Source organism: Paraburkholderia sp. 2C, assembly GCF_054589215.1.
Genome location: NZ_BAAILL010000015.1, coordinates 14,022 through 33,010, shown reverse-complemented (window position 1 = coordinate 33,010; position 18,989 = coordinate 14,022). Strand labels below are relative to the sequence as shown.

At 64.9% G+C, this 18,989-nt stretch carries 18 protein-coding genes; 9 read left to right on the top strand and 9 right to left on the bottom strand.

Annotation, left to right across the window (positions count from 1 at the left end):
- The first annotated feature begins 320 nt into the window (after positions 1–320).
- From hemF to rng, 6 genes are all read left to right on the top strand, one after another.
- Entirely contained in the window at positions 321–1,244 is a 924-nt protein-coding gene (hemF, locus tag ACYPXD_RS03425) for an oxygen-dependent coproporphyrinogen oxidase (protein ID WP_459707473.1), read from the top strand.
- 137 nt (positions 1,245–1,381) lie between these two features.
- On the top strand, positions 1,382–2,122 hold the full coding sequence (locus tag ACYPXD_RS03420; RefSeq protein ID WP_459707641.1) for a nicotinate-nucleotide adenylyltransferase: 741 nt from the start codon (positions 1,382–1,384) through the stop codon (positions 2,120–2,122).
- Positions 2,123–2,124: 2 nt separating this feature from the next.
- Complete coding sequence (rsfS, locus tag ACYPXD_RS03415) at positions 2,125–2,574, top strand: ribosome silencing factor (RefSeq protein WP_459707471.1); 450 nt, start codon at positions 2,125–2,127, stop codon at positions 2,572–2,574.
- 54 nt (positions 2,575–2,628) lie between these two features.
- Entirely contained in the window at positions 2,629–3,099 is a 471-nt protein-coding gene (gene rlmH, locus ACYPXD_RS03410) for a 23S rRNA (pseudouridine(1915)-N(3))-methyltransferase RlmH (protein WP_459707468.1), read from the top strand.
- A 134-nt stretch (positions 3,100–3,233) separates the two neighbouring features.
- The gene (locus ACYPXD_RS03405; protein WP_459707466.1) at positions 3,234–3,863 is read left to right on the top strand and encodes a Maf family protein; all 630 of its coding nucleotides are present in this window, start codon (positions 3,234–3,236) and stop codon (positions 3,861–3,863) included.
- Positions 3,864–3,872: 9 nt separating this feature from the next.
- On the top strand, positions 3,873–5,342 hold the full coding sequence (gene rng, locus ACYPXD_RS03400; RefSeq protein ID WP_459707464.1) for a ribonuclease G: 1,470 nt from the start codon (positions 3,873–3,875) through the stop codon (positions 5,340–5,342).
- Positions 5,343–5,404: 62 nt separating this feature from the next.
- Here rng and ACYPXD_RS03395 read toward each other — a convergent pair whose 3' ends face one another.
- Both ACYPXD_RS03395 and ACYPXD_RS03390 read right to left on the bottom strand, forming a co-directional pair.
- A complete protein-coding gene (locus ACYPXD_RS03395; protein ID WP_459707461.1) occupies positions 5,405–5,689 on the bottom strand; it encodes a BrnA antitoxin family protein in 285 nt (94 codons plus the stop codon).
- Complete coding sequence (locus tag ACYPXD_RS03390; protein ID WP_459707638.1) at positions 5,649–5,942, bottom strand: BrnT family toxin; 294 nt, start codon at positions 5,940–5,942, stop codon at positions 5,649–5,651. The genes ACYPXD_RS03395 and ACYPXD_RS03390 overlap by 41 nt, the downstream gene beginning before the upstream one ends.
- Before the next feature lie 194 nt (positions 5,943–6,136).
- Between ACYPXD_RS03390 and ACYPXD_RS03385 the strand changes: the two genes are divergently transcribed.
- Positions 6,137–6,352 carry a hypothetical protein gene (locus tag ACYPXD_RS03385; protein WP_459707459.1) on the top strand — a complete coding sequence of 72 codons (216 nt, stop codon included), beginning with the start codon at positions 6,137–6,139 and terminating at the stop codon, positions 6,350–6,352.
- Positions 6,353–6,524: 172 nt separating this feature from the next.
- Here the strand turns inward: ACYPXD_RS03385 and ACYPXD_RS03380 are convergent, their stop codons facing one another.
- Positions 6,525–6,683: a hypothetical protein gene (locus ACYPXD_RS03380; protein ID WP_459707456.1), complete on the bottom strand. Its 159-nt coding sequence runs from the start codon at positions 6,681–6,683 to the stop codon at positions 6,525–6,527.
- Between the two features lie 56 nt (positions 6,684–6,739).
- Here ACYPXD_RS03380 and ACYPXD_RS03375 point away from each other — a divergent pair, with 56 nt between their 5' ends.
- Positions 6,740–7,093 (top strand): hypothetical protein, encoded by a 354-nt coding sequence (locus ACYPXD_RS03375; protein WP_459707454.1) that lies wholly within the window; start codon positions 6,740–6,742, stop codon positions 7,091–7,093.
- 34 nt (positions 7,094–7,127) lie between these two features.
- Here the strand turns inward: ACYPXD_RS03375 and ACYPXD_RS03370 are convergent, their stop codons facing one another.
- The 5 genes from ACYPXD_RS03370 to msbA all read right to left on the bottom strand — a co-directional run bounded on the left by ACYPXD_RS03370 (position 7,128) and on the right by msbA (position 14,232).
- Positions 7,128–8,408 carry a glycosyltransferase gene (locus ACYPXD_RS03370; RefSeq protein ID WP_459707451.1) on the bottom strand — a complete coding sequence of 427 codons (1,281 nt, stop codon included), beginning with the start codon at positions 8,406–8,408 and terminating at the stop codon, positions 7,128–7,130.
- A 57-nt stretch (positions 8,409–8,465) separates the two neighbouring features.
- A complete protein-coding gene (locus ACYPXD_RS03365) occupies positions 8,466–9,767 on the bottom strand; it encodes an O-antigen ligase family protein (protein WP_459707449.1) in 1,302 nt (433 codons plus the stop codon).
- Positions 9,764–10,894: a glycosyltransferase family 9 protein gene (locus ACYPXD_RS03360; protein ID WP_459707446.1), complete on the bottom strand. Its 1,131-nt coding sequence runs from the start codon at positions 10,892–10,894 to the stop codon at positions 9,764–9,766. The genes ACYPXD_RS03365 and ACYPXD_RS03360 overlap by 4 nt, the downstream gene beginning before the upstream one ends.
- A 459-nt stretch (positions 10,895–11,353) precedes the next feature.
- Positions 11,354–12,436: a glycosyltransferase family 4 protein gene (locus tag ACYPXD_RS03355; RefSeq protein WP_459707636.1), complete on the bottom strand. Its 1,083-nt coding sequence runs from the start codon at positions 12,434–12,436 to the stop codon at positions 11,354–11,356.
- 2 nt (positions 12,437–12,438) lie between these two features.
- A complete protein-coding gene (gene msbA / locus ACYPXD_RS03350; protein WP_459707444.1) occupies positions 12,439–14,232 on the bottom strand; it encodes a lipid A export permease/ATP-binding protein MsbA in 1,794 nt (597 codons plus the stop codon).
- Positions 14,233–14,400: 168 nt separating this feature from the next.
- Between msbA and ACYPXD_RS03345 the strand changes: the two genes are divergently transcribed.
- Complete coding sequence (locus ACYPXD_RS03345; RefSeq protein ID WP_459707441.1) at positions 14,401–15,165, top strand: glycosyltransferase family 2 protein; 765 nt, start codon at positions 14,401–14,403, stop codon at positions 15,163–15,165.
- A 51-nt stretch (positions 15,166–15,216) separates the two neighbouring features.
- On the opposite strand, the gene dnaE is transcribed toward ACYPXD_RS03345, so the two are convergent.
- Complete coding sequence (gene dnaE / locus ACYPXD_RS03340; protein WP_459707633.1) at positions 15,217–18,849, bottom strand: DNA polymerase III subunit alpha; 3,633 nt, start codon at positions 18,847–18,849, stop codon at positions 15,217–15,219.
- Positions 18,850–18,989 lie beyond the last annotated feature (140 nt).

Genomic DNA, 18,989 nt, shown 5'->3' with positions numbered 1-18,989 from the left:
TAGAACGCCGGGCAGTCGGTCCCGCGTTTCTTCGCGGCCGCGCGACCACGGCGGTTCGCCACCCCACGAGTGTCCGACCGCCCCGGGGGCGCTAAACTTCGCTCATTCGTGCGATGAACGGGTTGCGATCCGCGCGGCGCGCGCGCCGCTGAGCGCCGTGGCTCCCGTGAACCCGCCGTTTCGCGTCCATCGTGGGCATGCGCATGACAGAATACGGCGCGTTGCCTGCCGACGTGGCCCCGGCTTTGCCGGGGATTCGGCCTTTTCCTTTTGACGAACAATCCGCCGCGATCGGCATCACACGCGGCCTCCACAGACCGATGACAGATTCGACTTTCGACGCAGTGGCCGTGCGCAGCTGGCTGCGGAGCCTGCAAACCCGCATCGCCGATGCGCTCGGCGCATTCGACGGCGTTCCGCTCGCAACCGACACCTGGCAGCGTGCCCCCGGCGGCAAGCTGCGCGGCGGCGGCTGCACGCGCATCCTCGAGGGCGGCCGGTTTTTCGAGCGCGCGGGCATCGGCTTTTCGGATGTCGCCGGCGACGCGCTGCCCGCGTCGGCCAGCGCGCTGCGCCCACAGCTGGCGGGCCGCGGCTTCGAAGCGGCCGGCGTCTCGCTGGTGCTGCATCCGCACAATCCGTACTGCCCGACCGTACATATGAACGTGCGGATGCTCGTCGCGACGAAGGAAGGCGAAGCGCCGGTGTTCTGGTTCGGCGGCGGCATGGACCTCACGCCCTTTTACGGCTACGAAGAAGACGCCGTGCACTTTCACCGCACCTGCCGCGACGCGCTGCAGCCGTTCGGTGCGGACCTGTACCCGCGCTTCAAGCGCTGGTGCGACGACTACTTCTTCCTGAAGCATCGCAACGAAGCGCGCGGCATCGGCGGCATTTTCTTCGACGATTACGCGGAGCCGGGCTTCGAGCAATCGTTCGCGATGACGAAGAGCGTCGGCGACGCGTTTCTGGATGCGTATCTGCCGATCATCGAGAAGCGCCGCAACGCGCCCTACGGCGAGGCACAGCGCGAGTTCCAGGCGTACCGGCGCGGCCGCTACGTCGAATTCAATCTCGTGTTCGACCGTGGCACCCTGTTCGGGCTGCAAAGCGGCGGGCGTACCGAGTCGATCCTGATGTCGATGCCGCCGGGCGCAAACTGGCGCTACGACTGGCAGCCGGAGCCCGGCACGCCCGAGGCGCGCCTTTACACCGATTTCCTCGTACCGCGCGAATGGGTCTGAACGAAACAGGCGCGCCGTCCACGATGGCGCCACAGCCGCATGGATCGCCGGATCGGCCGCCGCGCGGGTCACCTCGCCGGTCGCCTCATTTGTCACCTGATGTGCCACCTGATTTGTCACCTCAGGTGGGCAAGCCGCTGTCACGCCGCGTCGGCGTGCTCGGCGGCACGTTCGACCCCATCCACAACGGCCATCTCGCGCTCGCCCGGCGTTTTTCCGATGTGCTGCAACTGACCGAGCTGATCCTGCTGCCCGCGGGGCAACCGTGGCAGAAGGCCGGCGTATCGTCCGCACCGCATCGTCTCGCGATGACGCGCGCCGCGGCCGGCGCGCTGAACCTGCCAGGCGTAGCGATCGCGGTCGCAACCGACGAGATCGAACACGACGGCCCGACCTATACGGTCGACACCTTGCGCCGCTGGCGCGAGCGCGAAGGCGCGGACGCATCGCTGTCGCTGCTGATCGGCGCGGACCAGCTCGTGCGCCTCGATACGTGGCACGACTGGCAGCAATTGTTCGACTACGCGCACATCTGCGCGGCGACACGGCCGGGCTTCGATCCGTCGGCAACCTCGCCGACCGTCGCCGCGGCGATCGCCGCCCGCGCAGCCAGTGCCGAGGTCCTGCGCGCCACCCCGGCAGGCCGTTTGCTCATCGATACGACACTCGCATTCGACGTATCGGCAACCGATATCCGCGCGCAGCTGAAAACACACCTCGACGAACGCTCGCGGTTAGCAAACGACGCCGCAGGCACGACGGCAAACGACGCGAAAGACATAAACGACGCAAACGGCAAAGCCACCACCGGCCCGGAAAGCCAGGTTCCCGCCCCGGTGTGGGACTATATTGTTCAACATCACCTTTACCAATCGTAAAAATGGATATACGCAAGCTGCAACGCACGATCGTCGACGCGCTCGAGGACGTCAAGGCACAAGACATCAAGGTGTTCAACACCAGCCACCTGACCGAGCTGTTCGACCGCGTGATCATCGCGAGCGGCACGTCGAACCGGCAGACGAAAGCGCTCGCGTCCAGCGTGCGCGAGAAGGTGAAAGAGGCAGGCGGCGATATCGTCAGCACCGAGGGCGAGGACATCGGCGAATGGGTGCTGGTCGACTGCGGCGACGCGGTCGTGCATATCCTGCAGCCGGCGCTGCGCCAGTACTACAACCTCGAGGAAATCTGGGGCGACAAGCCGGTGCGCGTCAAGCTGGCCAATGCGAGCCCGTTCGGCGGCGCGCGCGTCACCGATGATGAAGACGAGGAAGACGAGGCCGTTGCGCGTCCGGCCCCGGCACGCCGTGCGCCCGCGCGCCGCCGCTAGCGGCATCGCACGGCTTGCGCGTGCCTGCGACGCGCGCCGCCACGCCTCTTCCCGATGAAACTGCATATCCTCGCCGTCGGCCACAAGATGCCCGACTGGATCGCCGCCGGCTTCGACGAATACGCGAAGCGGATGCCGCCCGAACTGCGCATCGAACTGCGCGAAATCAAACCCGAGCAGCGCTCGTCGGGGCGCCCCGCCGACAGCGTGATGGCCGCTGAACGGCAACGCATCGAAGCGGCGCTGCCGAAAAACGCGCGCATCGTCGCGCTCGACGAACGCGGCAAGGACTGGACCACGATGCAGCTGTCCGCCGCCCTGCCCGGCTGGCAGCAGGACGGCCGCGACGTCGCGTTTCTGATCGGCGGCGCCGACGGCCTCGACCCCGCGCTCAAGGCGCGCGCCGACCTCCTGTTACGGCTGTCGAGCCTCACGCTGCCGCACGCGATGGTGCGCGTGCTGCTTGCCGAACAGCTTTATCGTGCATGGACGATCACGCAGAATCATCCGTACCATCGCGCGTGAGTGTGCGAGGCCGGTGGGCGACGCAGCGCATTGCGAGACTTGTTGCCTGCGTGACTGCGTGAGCCCGCTTATGCCCGCTTGAGCCCGCTTATGCCCGCTTGAACCCGCCTTAGCCCATTTGCCAGGATTCATTCATGCCGACGTCGTCCAACGCTCTGTATCCGTTCGTTTATCTCGCTTCGCAAAGTCCGCGCCGGCAGGAGCTGCTGCTGCAACTCGGTGTGCGTTTCGAACCGCTGCTGCCGCGTCCCGACGAAGACGCCGAAGCGCTCGAAGCCGAGCTGCCCGGCGAGCGCGCGCATGATTATGTGATGCGCGTCTGCGTGGCGAAGGCGCGCGCTGCGCGCGAGCGCCTCGAAGCGAGCGGCCGCGCCGCCGCGCCGATTCTGGTTGCCGATACAACCGTCACGATCGACGATGCGATCCTCGGCAAGCCGCGCGACGCCGACGATGCGGTCCAGATGCTCGCGCGCCTTGCCGGCCGCGACCACGAAGTGCTGACCGCGGTAGCGGTCGTCGATGCGGCAGGCGTGCAGTTGCCCGCCGTGCTCTCCGCGTCGCGCGTGCGTTTCGCGCCGGTCACGCGCGATGCCCTGACGCGCTACGCGGCCAGCGGCGAGCCGCTCGGCAAAGCCGGGGCGTACGGCGTGCAGGGACGCGCCGCCGAGTTCATCGAACATATCGACGGGTCCTATTCGGGTATCATGGGTTTGCCGCTTTATGAGACCGCCGCGCTGCTACGTGCGGCGCGCATCGACTTCTAGAACAACACCATGAACGAAGAGATCCTGATCAACGTCACGCCGCAGGAGACGCGTGTCGCGTTGGTCCAGCAAGGCGCCGTACAGGAGCTTCATGTCGAACGCACGCTGTCGCGCGGGCGCGTCGGCAATGTGTATCTCGGCAAGGTCGTGCGCGTGCTGCCCGGCATGCAATCCGCGTTTATCGATATCGGTCTCGAGCGCGCCGCGTTTTTGCACGTGGCCGATATCTGGCATCCGCGCATCGCGGGAGAGGCACAGCAGAACGTGCCGCATCAGCCGATCGAAAAGATTGTTTTCGAAGGCCAGACGCTGATGGTGCAGGTGGTCAAGGATCCGATCGGCACGAAGGGCGCGCGGCTGTCGACGCAGGTCAGCATCGCCGGGCGCACGCTCGTTTATTTGCCGCAGGAACCGCATATCGGCATCTCGCAGAAGATCGAGAGCGAAGCCGAGCGCGAAGCGATCCGCGCGCGGCTCACGTCGGTGCTGCCGGTCGACGAGAAAGGCGGCTATATCGTGCGCACGATCGCCGAGGATGCGACGAGCGAAGAGCTTGCCGCGGATGTTGCCTATCTGCGCAAGACGTGGACGACCATCCAGTCGCAATCGCAGCGCTTGCCGCCCACGAGCCTGCTGTATCAGGACCTGAATCTCGCGCAACGCGTGCTGCGCGATTTCGTCAACGACGATACGACGCGCATTCAGGTCGACTCGCGCGAGACGTTTCAGATGCTCTCGGAATTCGCGACGGAGTTCACGCCCGCGGTACTGGCCAAGCTGCATCACTACACCGGCGAGCGGCCGCTGTTCGACCTCTACAACATCGAGACCGAAATTCAGCGCGCGTTATCGCGGCGCGTCGATCTGAAATCGGGCGGATATCTCGTCATCGACCAGACCGAGGCGATGACGACCATCGATGTGAATACCGGCGGGTACGTCGGCGCGCGCAACTTCGACGATACGATCTTCAAGACCAACCTCGAAGCCGCGCATACGATCGCGCGGCAACTGCGGCTGCGCAACCTGGGCGGCGTGATCATTATCGATTTCATCGATATGGAGAACGTCGAGCATCGCGACCAGGTGCTGTCCGAACTGAAGAAGGCGCTCGCGCGCGATCGCACGCGCGTGACCGTGAACGGCTTCTCGCAGTTGGGGCTGGTGGAGATGACGCGCAAGCGCACGCGCGAGTCGCTCGCGCATGTATTGTGCGAGCCCTGCCCCGTCTGCCAGGGCAAGGGGCAGGTGAAGACCGCGCGCACCGTCTGCTACGACGTGCTGCGCGAGATTCTGCGCGAATCGCGTCAATTCAATCCGCGCGAGTTTCGCGTGGTCGCGTCGCAGCAGGTGATCGACCTGTTTCTCGAAGAAGAGTCGCAGCATCTCGCGATGCTGATCGACTTTATCGGCAAGCCGGTGTCGCTGCAGGTGGAATCGAATCTGAGCCAGGAGCAGTACGACATCGTGCTGATGTAGCCCCCCGGACGGATTCACCCGCGCCTTTAACCACGGCTTCAACCACGGCTTCAACCCACGACTTACAGCGGCTGATGCTCGCGCAGCCAATCGCGCAACGCATCGTTCATTCGCGTTTGCCAGCCTTCGCCGGTTGCGCGAAAGCGTTCGATGATGTCCGCGTCATAACGGATCGACACGAGCACTTTCGGCGACACCAGACGCGGCCGCCCGCGCGACCCGAGCGGCTTCATTTGCTTGAATGCTTCGGCGGGGACTTCGAAGGTGTCCGGGTCCGCCGCGATTCCGCGGTTGATCGCTTCATCTTCATCCGGCGTCGGCATGACGATCTTCGATTTGCTCGACATAATTTCTGACCTCTCGCTGGTTCGCCTTGCGCAGGCTGATGATATGCATCGCGTCGTCGCGCTGCGTGAAGACGACACAGAAAAGACGTTCGCCGATCATGCCGTAGCCGATTTCCCGAACTTCAAGGTAATCGCGGCGCGTATCGACACAAGCCATCACCTCCGACCAGTCGAGAAACGAGGCAGACGACAAATCGACGCCATGCTTGGCGACATTGCTCTCGTTCTTCAACGAGTCGTACGTGACGTGCATTTGCATATATTGTAGCTACTAAAAATGGCGTGTGGCAAGCTCCAATTGTAGCTACGGTAAAAGCGAACTTCGCCTCGGCCGGATGGCATAGGACGCGACCTCGGTTACCGCATAACGCCGCCAGACGGGGCGTTCAGCGCGATGGCACAGCGCTTGCTGTATCGGCATACCACACAGCACGCCGGACCACCGCCATGCACGCCGACCGTATCGAAATCATCGAAGACTCCACTGCCGAAGCGCCGGGTTTCGGTCCGCGCCTCGGTTCGTTGGCCACGCCGGCACTGGCGCACGACGCTGAAGCCAAGGCCGAACCGGAGCCGACGCCCGTCGGGCTTCTTACGCTCGGTATCGCATGGCTGTTCGGGCTCGAGGCGCTGCTCGCGGACGAGCGCCGTCCGAAACGCTGAATGCGGCGCCGCCCGCGACGCCGACCGGGCAATTTCGTCCCGCTGCGTGTAGACGTTACAAGCCGTTACATTTTGGGAACAGCAGCGCCGCCACACACGGGCCGTGAGGATCACCGGGATCACCTAGACTTTTAGATGTGATCGGAATCAAACGGAGGCTGCCATGGCTGAATCAATGGTAAGCGTCGTGATAGCAGTGGTGCTCATCGCTTTCGCGGCAATTCTTCTCACACATCAATTGAGGCGCGAAACCCATCGCGGCAAAACGGCCGGCCGCACAGAAGGCCGCTTCGATCGCCGCCACCTGTGGGAACGGATGCGGCATCGGCATTGACCGCACTCGCTGGCAGCACCGCTGCACACCATCACGCTCGTAGCGAGGCCACCATGTCCGATGATAACGTCAGCTCGCAAACGGTCGACCATGAAGCGGTCGAGTACGAAGGGTTCGAGATTCACGTATCGACGCGCCTCAAACACACTGCGGACCTCGCGAACACCACGGCCTTTGCGTCGACCGACGAGCGCAAGCCCGCGCGCTATACGTACATCGGCTACGTTTGCCATCCCGGCGCGAAGGTCGCGCTGCCCGGCCATACCGTGCCGTTTCATGCGGACGGCGACGACGCGTTCGCGACAGCGCGAGACGCGTTCGACGAAGCCGTCAACGTCGGCCGCGGCATTATCGACGGCACGCATCCCGATCTGTCGGTGTTATCGCTCGTGACGAGCGGTGTGTAGGCAGGCGCCCGAGCGTGTCACTCGTGCGAGCTTGTTACGCTTCGCGGGCGGTTGCCCTTTCGCGTTCGGTCGAAAGCATCCGCGCGAGCGTCAGCATCCGGCTGTTGGCCTCTTTCGGCGCGAACGTGTCCGCTTTCGCGAGGCCATTCGCGATCAGCGTCTCGCGCAGCGCGCGGTCGGTCAGAAGACGCTGCATTTGATACGCGAGCGCCGCCGCATCGCCCATTGGCGCGAGCAGGCCGGCGCGCCCGCCGTCGAGCAGATCGCGCGGTCCGGTCGGACAATCGGTGGACAGCACCGGCGTGCCGATCGCCATCGCTTCGCGCAACACCATCGGCAACCCTTCGTAGCGGCTGCTCAGCACGAGCATTTCCGCTTGCCGGATATACGGAAACGGGTTCGAGCGAAAACCCATGAAGTGAACATGCGCCGCAATGCCGAGTTCGTGCGCGAGTTGCTCGAGCACGCCACGGTCGGGGCCTTCGCCGAACAGCGCGAGGTCCGCCGCGACATGTCCGCGCTCGCGCAGCAGCGCGTACGCGCGCAGCAAGGTCGCGTGATCCTTCTGTCCTTCGTCGAGACGCGCGACCGACGCGATATAGGGCGCGGCCGGCCGGTCGTCGATCGGCGCGCGCGCTTCGCGGCGAATCGCCTCGATGTCGATCACGTTCGGCAATTCGGCGATCCGCAACGGATACGCGCCGAATAGTTGCCGCGCTTCGCGCTCCATATCGGGCGTCAGCACCGCGATCGCCGCATAACGGCGGTACTGTCTGACGCGCCGCTCGAGGTAGCGCGCGCTCTTGTTGCCAAGGCGCGTCGCAAGGCTGAAATGGCTGACGCCGAACCACGGCACACCGCCGTGCCCCGCGAGGTGGCGCAAGGAAAAATCGAAATCGCAGATGACGTCGTGCTCGCGCACCAGCTCGCGAAAGCGCCGCGCGGCGAGCGGCCTCACCGCGCCGTACTTGACCACCTTGTGCACGAGCTTTTCGGCCGGGCGCATCTTACGCAGCCGCGCGGTGTTATGCAGTGCATGCATCCATTTCGACGGCGCGAGCACGTGCACCGGCACGTCGTGCGGAATCGATTTCGCGCGCCAGAACGCGAGTTCATCGGTCGGATAGCCGACCGACACACTCGGCGCGAAAAGCCGCCGGTCGAGCACATTGAGCCACGACAACAGCGACGTCTCCGTCCCGCCTTTGCCGAAGTCGTTGATATGAAAAAGGATCCGAAGTGGCCGCTGGCGCGCATGGGATGCGGCATCGGCACGGCCGGGGACCGGCGTCCTGTCGTTATAGTCGTCAACCATCCTGTCACACCTATCCCGTGTATGACCCGCAGCCTGCGCGGTCGTACCGCGGACAGGTCAGCCGGTGTCGCGCAATGCCCGCGGCCTATGCCCACGCCCGTCGCGCTGCCGTTCGCCGCAGCCGAGCATCAGGCCTGCGAACGACCAGAACGCGAGCATGGTCGTCTGCCACATGAAATCGTCGGTTATGTTTTTTGTAATCATACCAACGACGAGTGCGACGCCAGCCGTGCATAACCACAGGTTCACACGCCGCAACTGCCAGAAGCGCGCGATCAAGGCCGCGAAGAGCACGATTTGCAGCGCCACCCCGATCACGCCGGTTTGCAGCCACGTATTGAGAAACAGATTGTGCGCATGCGTGAGCGCCACGGGCTCGAACTTCAGCAACGCATCGGGCATGACGCTGTGATACGCGAGGCCCGGCAGCGGTTTGCCGAAACCGATGCCCAGCCACTCATGCGACTTCGCCGCCGACGTATAGAACGCCCACAAGCGCGGCCGCGTGTCGCCGGCCATCGTGTCGTCGATGCCCGATAGCGCTTGCGGCAGGTAGATCGCGTGGCCGTCGATCGTGAGCGCGTTGCGCGGCGCCTGCACCATCGCCTCACCGATTCTGAGACGCGAACTGAGTTCGAGCGTGCCGAGCCCCGCAACCGCGACGATCACGAGCGACACCGCGGCCAGCACCAGATGCCGGCGATAGAGCGGATAGAACGCGATCGCAAGCGTCACCGCGACCGCGGGCCAGAAGAAGCGGTTCAAGGTCGCGAGACCGATGAAGAGGCACAGCACGATGCCAAGCGCGCCCACCGCGCGCCAGCGCGGCCGCGCCAGCAGCGTGCCGGCAAACAGCGTGAGCGCGAAGATCGCGAGCGTGCTTGTGTGGCCGACGCGCGCGTAGTAGTGCAACAGAAAGGTATCGGCCGTCGGCGGCTGCAGACGGCCCCAGTAGACGATGCTCGTCAGCACGAGCACCGCGCAGGCGAGCCACGCGACGAACACGAGCCGCTCGGGGTGCGCGGTCTTCTTGCCGAGCACCCAGAACGCCCAGAATGCGACGAGCGGATAGAACACTTCGTCGAACCACGCGTGCAGGCTCACCGACGGCGCAAACGACCAGCCGATGGACGCAAGCGTCCACGCGGCCCATGCGGCGATCGGCAGCGCAAGCGGCCACTTCAGATGCCGTACGCCGCCCGTACGGAACGCGGACCATGCGGCGGCCAGCGTGCCGACCGCCAGCACGACTAGCGCGATGTAAACGATCGCCGTCATGTGCGCGAACATCACGACGAACAGAAGCACCGGGCATGCGATCCAGAGTGCGCGCTCGACGCGCGCCGCGATCAGGCTCATTGCAGCTTCACCAGAACATTTTGCAGCGCGTCGCACACCGCGGCGACGGACAGCCGGCCCATACAGTCAGCGTGGTCGCCACGCCACGCGACACAGGTGGCCGCGTTGCGATCGCAACGCCGGACCCACTCGACCCTGCGGCGAAAAATATACGGTTCATCGCGGCACGGCATGTCGGCGATCGTGATCGCGACGAACGGCACATTGCGCCAGTATCGGCCGGCGCCGTGAATCGATGCATTGCCGGGACCGAACAGCGCGATGGTCGGCACGCCGATCAGCCGCCCCAGATGCGCGACGCCTGTATCGGGGCAAACAATCGCTTTCGCGCCGGCAAAGAGATGCCACAGTTCGCCGAGTCCCAGCTTGCCCGCGAGATTCGGATGACGCGGATCGGGGTCGATCGTGCGAATCAGTTCGACTTCGCCGGGCCCGCCGCTCCATACCGGCATAAGCCCAAGCGCTTCGACGAACTGTGCGACCTCGAGCCAGCGCGCATCGGGCCAGCGCTTGACCGCGGTGCTCGCGCCCGGATGCAGCACGACATACGGCCGCGCGAGCAGATCGGCATGAGGCAGTTCGACATGCGGCGGCGCCGGCCAATCGTCCGGACGATAGGCTTGCGGCTCGTCGCCCGGGACGAGGTCGGCCGCCAGGTCCGCCCACGCGGCCGGTGCGTCCGGGTAGGGCACGGCTTCGTTGACGGGCCAGTTTTTCCATGCAGGCACATCGTGCGCATGCGCGACGATCCAGCGGCAATCGGCGGCAAGCGCGAGCCAGCTATGCCGGTTGTCTCCGGCCACGATGCCGAGATCGTACGGGCCCGATCGAAGCACGTTGCGCACGCTGTCGAGATCGCGCGGATCGAACGGCAACGCGGTCACGTCATACGGCCGTCCCGCATAGAGCGGCACGATCGCCTTCGGGCACGCGAGCACGATTTCCGCGTCGCGGTATTGCGCGCGCAGTTTCGCGAGCAGCGGCGCGAGCAGCAACGTGTCGCCGAGCAATAGATGATGTGCGATCAGAATCCGTTGCGGACGCAACGGTCTGCGGCGCAGCGGCTTCGCGAGGAGCCGCGGCAGCGCGCGTGCAAAAATTCGGATACGTCCAGCTAGTCGACTCATCGGGGTATCGGCGAGTTCATCCCGCCTGTCATCTTGCTGTACGCCGTTATCCGGCAAGAAGCCGCATTCCCCTGCTTACTTCTTCAGCGGTTCATTCTGAACGGTCGCTTCACGCGCCATGCGACCGGGTATAACCCAAAAAGTCGGCACATTTTTACAGCGGAATTCGAAGTTCGGCCGGTCCGTTAGCGCGACGGCATGACGAGTTAAGCCTGACGAAATAAGCGCGACGGAACTTGCGAAACAACATGCAACGTAGCGTCGAATTCGCCGGCACGACAAACCGGAACAAGGCCGAAACACGAACGACCGATCATAACATGCGGCCTGCGCGATCCCCGACTTGGGCAGGGGCTCGAAACGAGCGCCGACGCCGTCTCGCCTGGAGGAAGAAGCGGTGGCAAAAAGCGGTGGAAAAAGCGGCGGAAAGTCTCGCGAAGCGGCGGAAATCAGCGCGAATCAGCGGTGCTCGACGATGCGCTGCGCGGCGCGCAGCAGCGCATCGACATGGCTCGCGATGCGCGTGTCGTAAAGCACGCCACCGCGCGCCACATCGGCGGCCGGGGCCGAACTCCCAGCGCCCGCTTGCGCACGCTGCTGTGCGATCCGCTCGAGCGTCGCGCGCAGGTCGGCCGCGTCGTTCGGTTCGAATGTGTGTTTCGCGTGCGGCGCGATCGCCGCGCAACAGCCGAGCGTGGTCGGGAAGATAACCGGCGTGCCGCACATCACCGATTCGATGCCGACAAGGCCGAACGGCTCGTACTTCGACGCGAGAATCGTGAAATCCGCGGCGCGGTAGCAGTCTTCGATATTTTTCGCGTAGCCGAGATGGCGCACGCGCGCGTCTACGCGCTCAGGGGGGCGCCCGGCAACGGCCAGCACGAAAGGCGCGTCGAGTTCGCGCAGTGCGGCCTCGATCAGCGGCAAGCCCTTGCGTTCGTGACTGCTCGACGGAAACAGCAGCACGATCTCGTGATCGGCAAAGCCGAACCGCTGGCGCAACGCCGCGCGCTCAGCCGCGCCGACCGGCGAGAAGCGCGCGTCATCGACCGGCGGATACATCACGTCGATCTTCGCATCGGCAACGCCATACAGTTCGCGCAGTTCGTCACGCATCAACGGCGAGTGCGCGACGATCAGTTTCGAATGGTCGTACTGGCTGCGCTCGAGCGCGATCTGCCGGATGTCGGAGCCTTTGTGCCGTCGCCCCGTCGCGCGCAGAAAGCCCAGGTGCGTGCCGCCGCAAATCGCGATTTCCGACGAGTCGACGCGATTGACGCCGATCAGCACATCGACGCCGGCTTTGCGCCGCGCCGCGCGCAAGGCACGCGAAAACCAGCCGTCGCGCCACTTGCCCGGCAGCAGCGACACGTTGATCCGATGCGCGTGGACCATCGCGGCTTCCGGCAACGACGGGTCGAAGCGGCGCGCAAAAAACTCCGGCGTCACACCCGCCGCGACGAAACCGCGCACCAGATCCATCGCGTAACGCTCGAGCCCGCCGCTATGTTTCAGCGCGTTACTGGAGATACCGATTTTCATGGTCACGCGGCGTTCTGCTGGAACTGGATCCGATGCAGATGAGCATAGAGCCCGTTTTGCATCAGCAGTTCGCGATGCGTGCCGCGTTCGACGATGCGCCCCGCCTCCATCACGAGAATGCGGTCCGCGCGCTCGATCGTCGACAGCCGGTGTGCGATCACGAGCGTCGTGCGGCCTTTCATCAGCGTTTCGAGCGCCGCCTGCACATGGCGCTCCGATTCGGAATCGAGCGCCGAGGTCGCTTCGTCGAGAATCAGGATCGGCGCGTCCTTGTAAATCGCGCGCGCAATCGCAAGGCGCTGGCGCTGGCCGCCCGAGAGCATCATGCCGTTGTCGCCGACCAGCGTATCGATGCCGTTCGCCATCGCTTCGACCGTATCCCACAGGTTCGCGGCGCGCAGCGCCGACACGACGCGCTCGCGATCGGGCGTCTGCCCGTAGGCGACGTTGCTTGCGATCGTGTCGTTGAACAGCACGACATCCTGGCTCACCATCGCGATCTGGCTGCGCAGCGCGTGAATGCCGTATTCGGGCAGCGCCACGCCATCGACGAGAATCTCGCCGTTCGACGGATCGAAAAAGCGCGGCAGCAGGTTCACGAGCGTGGTCTTGCCGCTGCCCGACGGCCCCGCGAGCGCGACCATCTCGCCGGGCGCGACCTTGAACGACACCTGCTCGAGCGTCTGACGCTGCATCGGCCCGCTCGTGCCATATGCGAACGACACGTCGCGGAACTCGACCTCGCCGCTCGCGCGGTCGAGCGGCAGACCGCCGCCGGCCGGCTCGGGCGGCTCGTCGATCAGCCCGAAAATCAGCTCCGCGGCGGTCATGCCGCGCTGCAGCGGCTGATTGACGTCCATCAGATGCTTGAGCGGCGAGATGATCAGCAGCATCGACGTGACGAACGCGACAAAGCCGCCGACCGTCGTCTGGTCGGCCGTCGATTGCACCACGGCAATCGTCACCACGACTGCCAGCGCGATCGACGCGAGGAACTGCGTAAGCGGCTGCGCGAGCCCCCCCGACACCTGCATCCGCATCGAATAGCCGCGCAGACGCTTGCTCATTGCCGAGAAGCGGTCCATCTCGTACTGCTCGCCGTTGTGCACCTTCACGACCTTATAGCCGCCGACCGTTTCTTCGACGATGTACGACAGCTCGTTGGTGAGCAGCTGATGCTCGCGGTTCAGGCGCCGCAGGCGCCGGTTGATCTTGCCGACGAGCCAGCCGATGGTCGGCAGCAACACCGCGACGATCAGCGTCAACCGCCAGTTCAGATAGAACAGGTAGGCGAGCAGGAACAGCACAGTCAGCGAATCGCGCACGAGCGTGACGAGCACGCCCAGCAGCACGTTCAGAATCTGGTTGACCTCGAACACGATCGCGTTGATCACCGTGCTCGCCGTCTCGCGCTGAAAGAACGCGACACTGGTGTGAATCATGCGGTCGAACATCTTGAGCCGCAGGTCGAGCAGCACCCGGTTCGACACATACGCGAGCAGATAGCCGGATGCGTATTGCGACGTGCTGCGCACGAGCGCGAGCCCGATCACCGCCATCGGCACGAACCATTTCGCGCGGTCGCTGCCGTGCGCGCCGAAACCATGATCGAGCAGCGGTTTGAGCAGCGCGGGAATCGCGGCATCGGTGGCGGCGCTCGCGGCCATCGCGGCGATCGCCCCGACGACGACCCAGAAGAGCGGCTTCAGGTAAGGCCAGAGCTTGCGCCATACGATCATGGCGGACGACGCCTGACCGGATCCGATCGGTTTGCTTAACGTGGGCTTTTCGCTCAAGACTTCCTCAGGATTAGCGGACCGGCGCATGGCTCGACCATGGCCTTGCTGCGCATATTGCGCGTACGCGACACCGCAAATGCGGTGCGTTCGCCGGCCGGCAAATGAAAACAGCATTGTATACTTGCGCGACCCTGCGACCCAGAACGCCCAACGCCGCCATCACGCATGAACGAACCCACTCTCGGTGTCGCGATCATTACAAAAAATGCCGCTGCGCGGCTTGCGCAATGCTTGCAGTCGGTTGCGTTCGCCGACGAGATCGTCGTGATCGACGGCGGCAGCACCGATGCGACCGTCGAGATCGCGCAGGCACACGGCGCACGCGTCGTGATCGACACCGACTGGCCCGGTTTCGGCCCGCAAAAAAACCGCGCGCTCGATGCGCTCGCGACCACCTGGGTTCTGTCGATCGATGCCGACGAAGTCGTCACGCCGGAACTGGCGGTGTCGATTGCGGCCGCGCTCGCCGCGCCGCGCGCGGACGTTTATGCGATTGACCGGCTGTCGTCGTTTTGCGGCGCCTGGATCCGTCACTGCGGCTGGTATCCGGACTGGATTCCGCGCCTTTTCAGGCGCAGCGCCGCGCGTTTCTCCGACGACCTCGTGCACGAGCGGCTCGTGTTCGACACGCCGGTCGAGCGCCTCAAGGGCAAGCTGCTGCACTACTCGTATGAAGACTTCGAAATGGTGCTGCGCAAGCTCGACGCGTATTCGACGGCGGGCGCGAAGCAGCGGCATGCGGCTGGCCAGCGCGCCAGCTTCGGCAAGGCGCTCGCGCGCGGCGCGTGGGCGTTCGTGCGGACCTACGTGCTGCGTCTCGGCTTTCTCGACGGCCGCGCCGGATTCATGATCGCGGTGTCCAATGCCGAAACGGTGTACTACCGGTTCCTGAAGCTTGCGCATCTCGATGCGCAAGCGCCGCGCGGCTAGCAAGACGCGCCGCGACCCGTCTCGCGCCACCCGCGCGTGCACGCGAGCACTTCAATAGACGATTTCGATCGAGCTATCGGCGAATTCGCCGCGCAGCGCGGCGAGCAATTCGTCGGTCGGCTTCACGCGCCACGCATCGCCGAGGCGCACCTCGCCTTCCGCATGCTCGCTGCGATAGACGATCTGCACCGCGAGGCCATTCGGCACCGGCGCTGACGCACGTTGGCCGCCGCGGCCATTGTCGTAGCCGCCGTAGCCATTGCCGCCACCGTTACCACCGCCGTTACCATGCGCGCGGCCACCGCCGTTTGCGCCGCGCCCGCGCGCAGCAGAAGAAGCGGAGGCCTGCTCGTCACCGGTGCCCGGCGCCGCATCGGCCGCCGCGCTGTACGCTTCGAGCACGCGCCGCAACGCGTGCGCATCCGCGTTGCCGTTCATCTGCACCTTCACCGCTTGCGCGTAACGGCTGCGCGCGCGGCCGAGATCCATCGGCGTGTCGACAGTGAAACGAATGCCGCCCGTAAACGCGTCGTTGCGCGCCTGCCCCTGCACGACGAGCAGCTCGTCTTCCTTGAAGAGCTGCTTGTTCGCTTCGAACTGCTCGTTGAAGATCGTTACTTCGCACTGGCCCGTGCCGTCGTCGAGCAGCGCGATCAGCATCTTGCCGCGCTGGGTCATCTGCGTGCGCAACGACGAGATCACGCCGGCGACGAGCTTGTCGCGCCCTTCCTTGAGCTCGCCGATCTTCTGGCGCACGAAGCGGCGCACCTCGTCCTTGTATGCGTCGAACAGATGCCCGGAGAGATAAAAGCCGAGCGCGCTCTTTTCTTCCTGCAGACGCCGCTTGTCGGACCACACCGGCTCGTCGACGAGTTCGTGGCCCTGCGACGGCGAATCGTCGCCCATATCGAAGAGGCCGGCCTGCATCGCATTCGCGCTCGCCTGATCGGCCGCTTCCATCGCGAGCGTCACCGAGGCGAGCAGTTGCGCGCGATTCGCATGCAGCGTGTCGAACGCGCCAGCGCGAATCAGCGCTTCGATCGTGCGGCGATTCACGACGCGACGATCGATCCGCGCGCAGAAATCGAACAGATCGGTAAACGGGCTTTCCTCGCGCGCACGCAGGATCTCTTCGATCGCATTCTGGCCGCTGCCCTTGATCGCGCCCAGCCCGTAGCGGATCGTGCGCGAGCGCTTGCCGTCGGCTTCGGCGACCGGCTCGAAACGGTAGGCGGACAGATTGATGTCGGGCGGCAGCACCGCCATTTTGTTCGCGAGGCAATCTTCGAACAGGATTTTCACCTTGTCCGTATCGTCCATCGCGAGCGACATGTTGGCCGCCATGAATTCGGCCGGATGGTGCGCCTTGAGCCACGCCGTGTGATAGGCGAGCAACGCGTACGCGGCCGCATGCGACTTGTTGAAGCCGTAGCCCGCGAACTTCTCCATCAGGTCGAAGGTTTCATCGGCCTTCGCGCGCGTGAGGCCGTTCTTCGCGGCGCCCTCGGCGAAGATCTCGCGGTGCGTCGCCATTTCCTCGGGCTTTTTCTTGCCCATCGCGCGGCGCAGCAGATCGGCGCCGCCCAGCGAATAGCCGCCGATGATCTGCGCCATCTGCATCACCTGCTCCTGATAGACCATGATGCCGTAGGTCTCTTTCAGAACAGGTTCGACGCGCGGGTCCGGATACTCGACCGTTTCGCGGCCGTGCTTACGCGCGCAGAAGCTCGGAATCAGGTCCATCGGACCCGGGCGGTACAACGCGACGAGCGCGATGATGTCCTCGAAGCGGTCCGGCTGCGCGTCTTTCAGCATGCCTTGCATGCCGCGGCTTTCCAACTGGAACACGGCCACCGTGTTCGCCTTCTTCAGGATCGAGAACGAAGCGGGATCGTCGAGCGGCACTTGCGCGAGCGACCAGTTTTCCTTCGACGGATCGAGCCGGCGGATATAGCGCTCGGCCCAGTCGAGAATGGTCAGCGTGGTCAGGCCCAGAAAGTCGAACTTGACGAGGCCGACCGCTTCGACGTCGTCCTTGTCGTACTGGCTCACCACACCGCTTTCGTCGCCTTGTGTGTAGAGCGGGCAAAAATCGGTGAGCTTGCCGGGCGCGATCAGCACGCCGCCCGCGTGCATGCCGACGTTACGCGTCAACCCCTCGACGCGTTGCGCGAGTTCGAGCAGCTGATGCACTTCGTCTTCGTTGTCGAAGCGCTCCTGCAATAGCGGCTCTTCCTTCATCGCGTCGGCAATCGTCACATGCTTGCCGGGCTTGAACGGAATCAGCTTCGCGATGCCGTCGGTAAACGTATAGCCGAGATCGAGCACGCGGCCGATATCGCGTACCGCGGCCTTCGCCGCCATCGTGCCGAACGTGGCGATTTGCGACACCGCGTCGGCGCCGTACTTGCCCTTCACATATTGAATGACGCGGTCGCGCCCCTCCTGGCAGAAGTCGATATCGAAGTCGGGCATCGATACGCGTTCCGGATTCAGGAAGCGCTCGAACAGCAGGTTGTAGCGCAGCGGATCGAGGTCGGTAATGCCGAGCGCGTACGCGACCAGCGAGCCCGCGCCGGAGCCGCGGCCCGGGCCCACCGGCACGCCGTTGTTCTTCGCCCAGTTGATGAAGTCCGCGACGATCAGGAAGTAGCCCGGAAAGCCCATCTTCGTGATCGTGCCGCATTCGAAATCGAGGCGCTGATAGTACGTGTCGCGCTGCGCGGCGCGCGCGGCCTCGTCCGGATACAGCTGCTCGAGCCGCTTTTCGAGCCCTTCCTTCGACAGCTGGACGAGGTAGTCGTCGAGCGACATGCCGTCGGGTGTCGGGAACAGCGGCAGCTTCGGCTTGCCGAGTTCGAGCGTCAGGTTGCAGCGCTTCGCGATCTGCACCGTGTTCGCGAGCGCGGACGGAATGTCCGCGAAGAGCGCGGCCATTTCATCCTGCGTGTGAAAGTGCTGGTCGGTCGTGAAGCGCTTCGGGCGTCGCGGATTCGCGAGAATGTCGCCTTCCGAGATGCACACGCGCGCTTCGTGCGCGGTGAAATCGTCGGGCGTCATGAACTGCAGCGGATGCGTCGCGACGACGGGCAGCTTCAGCGCGGCCGCGAGCGCGACCGCCTGCTGCACATACGCTTCGCCGCCCGGCTGCCCGCAACGTTGCAGCTCGATATAGAACCCGTTCGGAAAGATGCGCGCCCAGCGCTCGGCATGACGTCGGGCCGCTTCGTCGTTGCCGGCCGCGAACGCGGTGCCGATGTCGCCCTGCTGCGCGCCCGACAGCGCGAGCAGCCCGTCGGCGAGGCCGCCCTCGAGCCAGTCGGCCTCGACTTCCGCGCGGCCGCGATACTGGTTCGTGAGCCACGCCTTCGTCAGCAATTCGCAGAGGTTCAGATAACCGCGCCGGTCCTTCACGAGCAGCAGGAGCCGCGACGGCTTGTCGCGGTCGGCCGGATTCGTGATCCAGACATCGCAGCCGGCAATGGGTTTGACCCCTTTGCCGCGCGCTTCCTTGTAGAAACGGACGAGACCGAATGCGTTGCCGAGGTCGGTGAGCGCAAGCGCGCCCTGACCGTCTTTTGCCGCGGCGGCGACCACGTCGTCGAGACGCACGATGCCGTCGGCGATCGAGAACTCGGAGTGGACGCGAAGATGGACGAAGCGGGGATCTGACATGGGCGGTATTGTAACTCGCGCCCCTGCGCAATAGGCCGTTCGTTATAGGCCAAATGGCCCGTCAATGGCGGTCCGATGACGGGGCGCCGGATCAGGGCACCGATGGCTGCCGGCCCCTGCGCGGGATGAGGGATAATACGGGTTTGCCT

Excerpts from the sequence above, each read along its gene's own strand:
- hemF (WP_459707473.1), top strand. The coding sequence starts at position 321 with ATGACAGATTCGACTTTCGACGCAGTGGCCGTGCGCAGCTGGCTGCGG.
- rsfS (WP_459707471.1), top strand. The coding sequence starts at position 2,125 with ATGGATATACGCAAGCTGCAACGCACGATCGTCGACGCGCTCGAGGAC.
- rlmH (WP_459707468.1), top strand. The coding sequence starts at position 2,629 with ATGAAACTGCATATCCTCGCCGTCGGCCACAAGATGCCCGACTGGATC.
- ACYPXD_RS03405 (WP_459707466.1), top strand. The coding sequence starts at position 3,234 with ATGCCGACGTCGTCCAACGCTCTGTATCCGTTCGTTTATCTCGCTTCG.
- rng (WP_459707464.1), top strand. The coding sequence starts at position 3,873 with ATGAACGAAGAGATCCTGATCAACGTCACGCCGCAGGAGACGCGTGTC.
- ACYPXD_RS03395 (WP_459707461.1), bottom strand. The coding sequence starts at position 5,689 with ATGTCGAGCAAATCGAAGATCGTCATGCCGACGCCGGATGAAGATGAA.
- ACYPXD_RS03390 (WP_459707638.1), bottom strand. The coding sequence starts at position 5,942 with ATGCACGTCACGTACGACTCGTTGAAGAACGAGAGCAATGTCGCCAAG.
- ACYPXD_RS03385 (WP_459707459.1), top strand. The coding sequence starts at position 6,137 with ATGCACGCCGACCGTATCGAAATCATCGAAGACTCCACTGCCGAAGCG.
- ACYPXD_RS03380 (WP_459707456.1), bottom strand. The coding sequence starts at position 6,683 with ATGCCGATGCCGCATCCGTTCCCACAGGTGGCGGCGATCGAAGCGGCC.
- ACYPXD_RS03375 (WP_459707454.1), top strand. The coding sequence starts at position 6,740 with ATGTCCGATGATAACGTCAGCTCGCAAACGGTCGACCATGAAGCGGTC.
- ACYPXD_RS03370 (WP_459707451.1), bottom strand. The coding sequence starts at position 8,408 with ATGGTTGACGACTATAACGACAGGACGCCGGTCCCCGGCCGTGCCGAT.
- ACYPXD_RS03365 (WP_459707449.1), bottom strand. The coding sequence starts at position 9,767 with ATGAGCCTGATCGCGGCGCGCGTCGAGCGCGCACTCTGGATCGCATGC.
- ACYPXD_RS03360 (WP_459707446.1), bottom strand. The coding sequence starts at position 10,894 with ATGAGTCGACTAGCTGGACGTATCCGAATTTTTGCACGCGCGCTGCCG.
- ACYPXD_RS03355 (WP_459707636.1), bottom strand. The coding sequence starts at position 12,436 with ATGAAAATCGGTATCTCCAGTAACGCGCTGAAACATAGCGGCGGGCTC.
- ACYPXD_RS03345 (WP_459707441.1), top strand. The coding sequence starts at position 14,401 with ATGAACGAACCCACTCTCGGTGTCGCGATCATTACAAAAAATGCCGCT.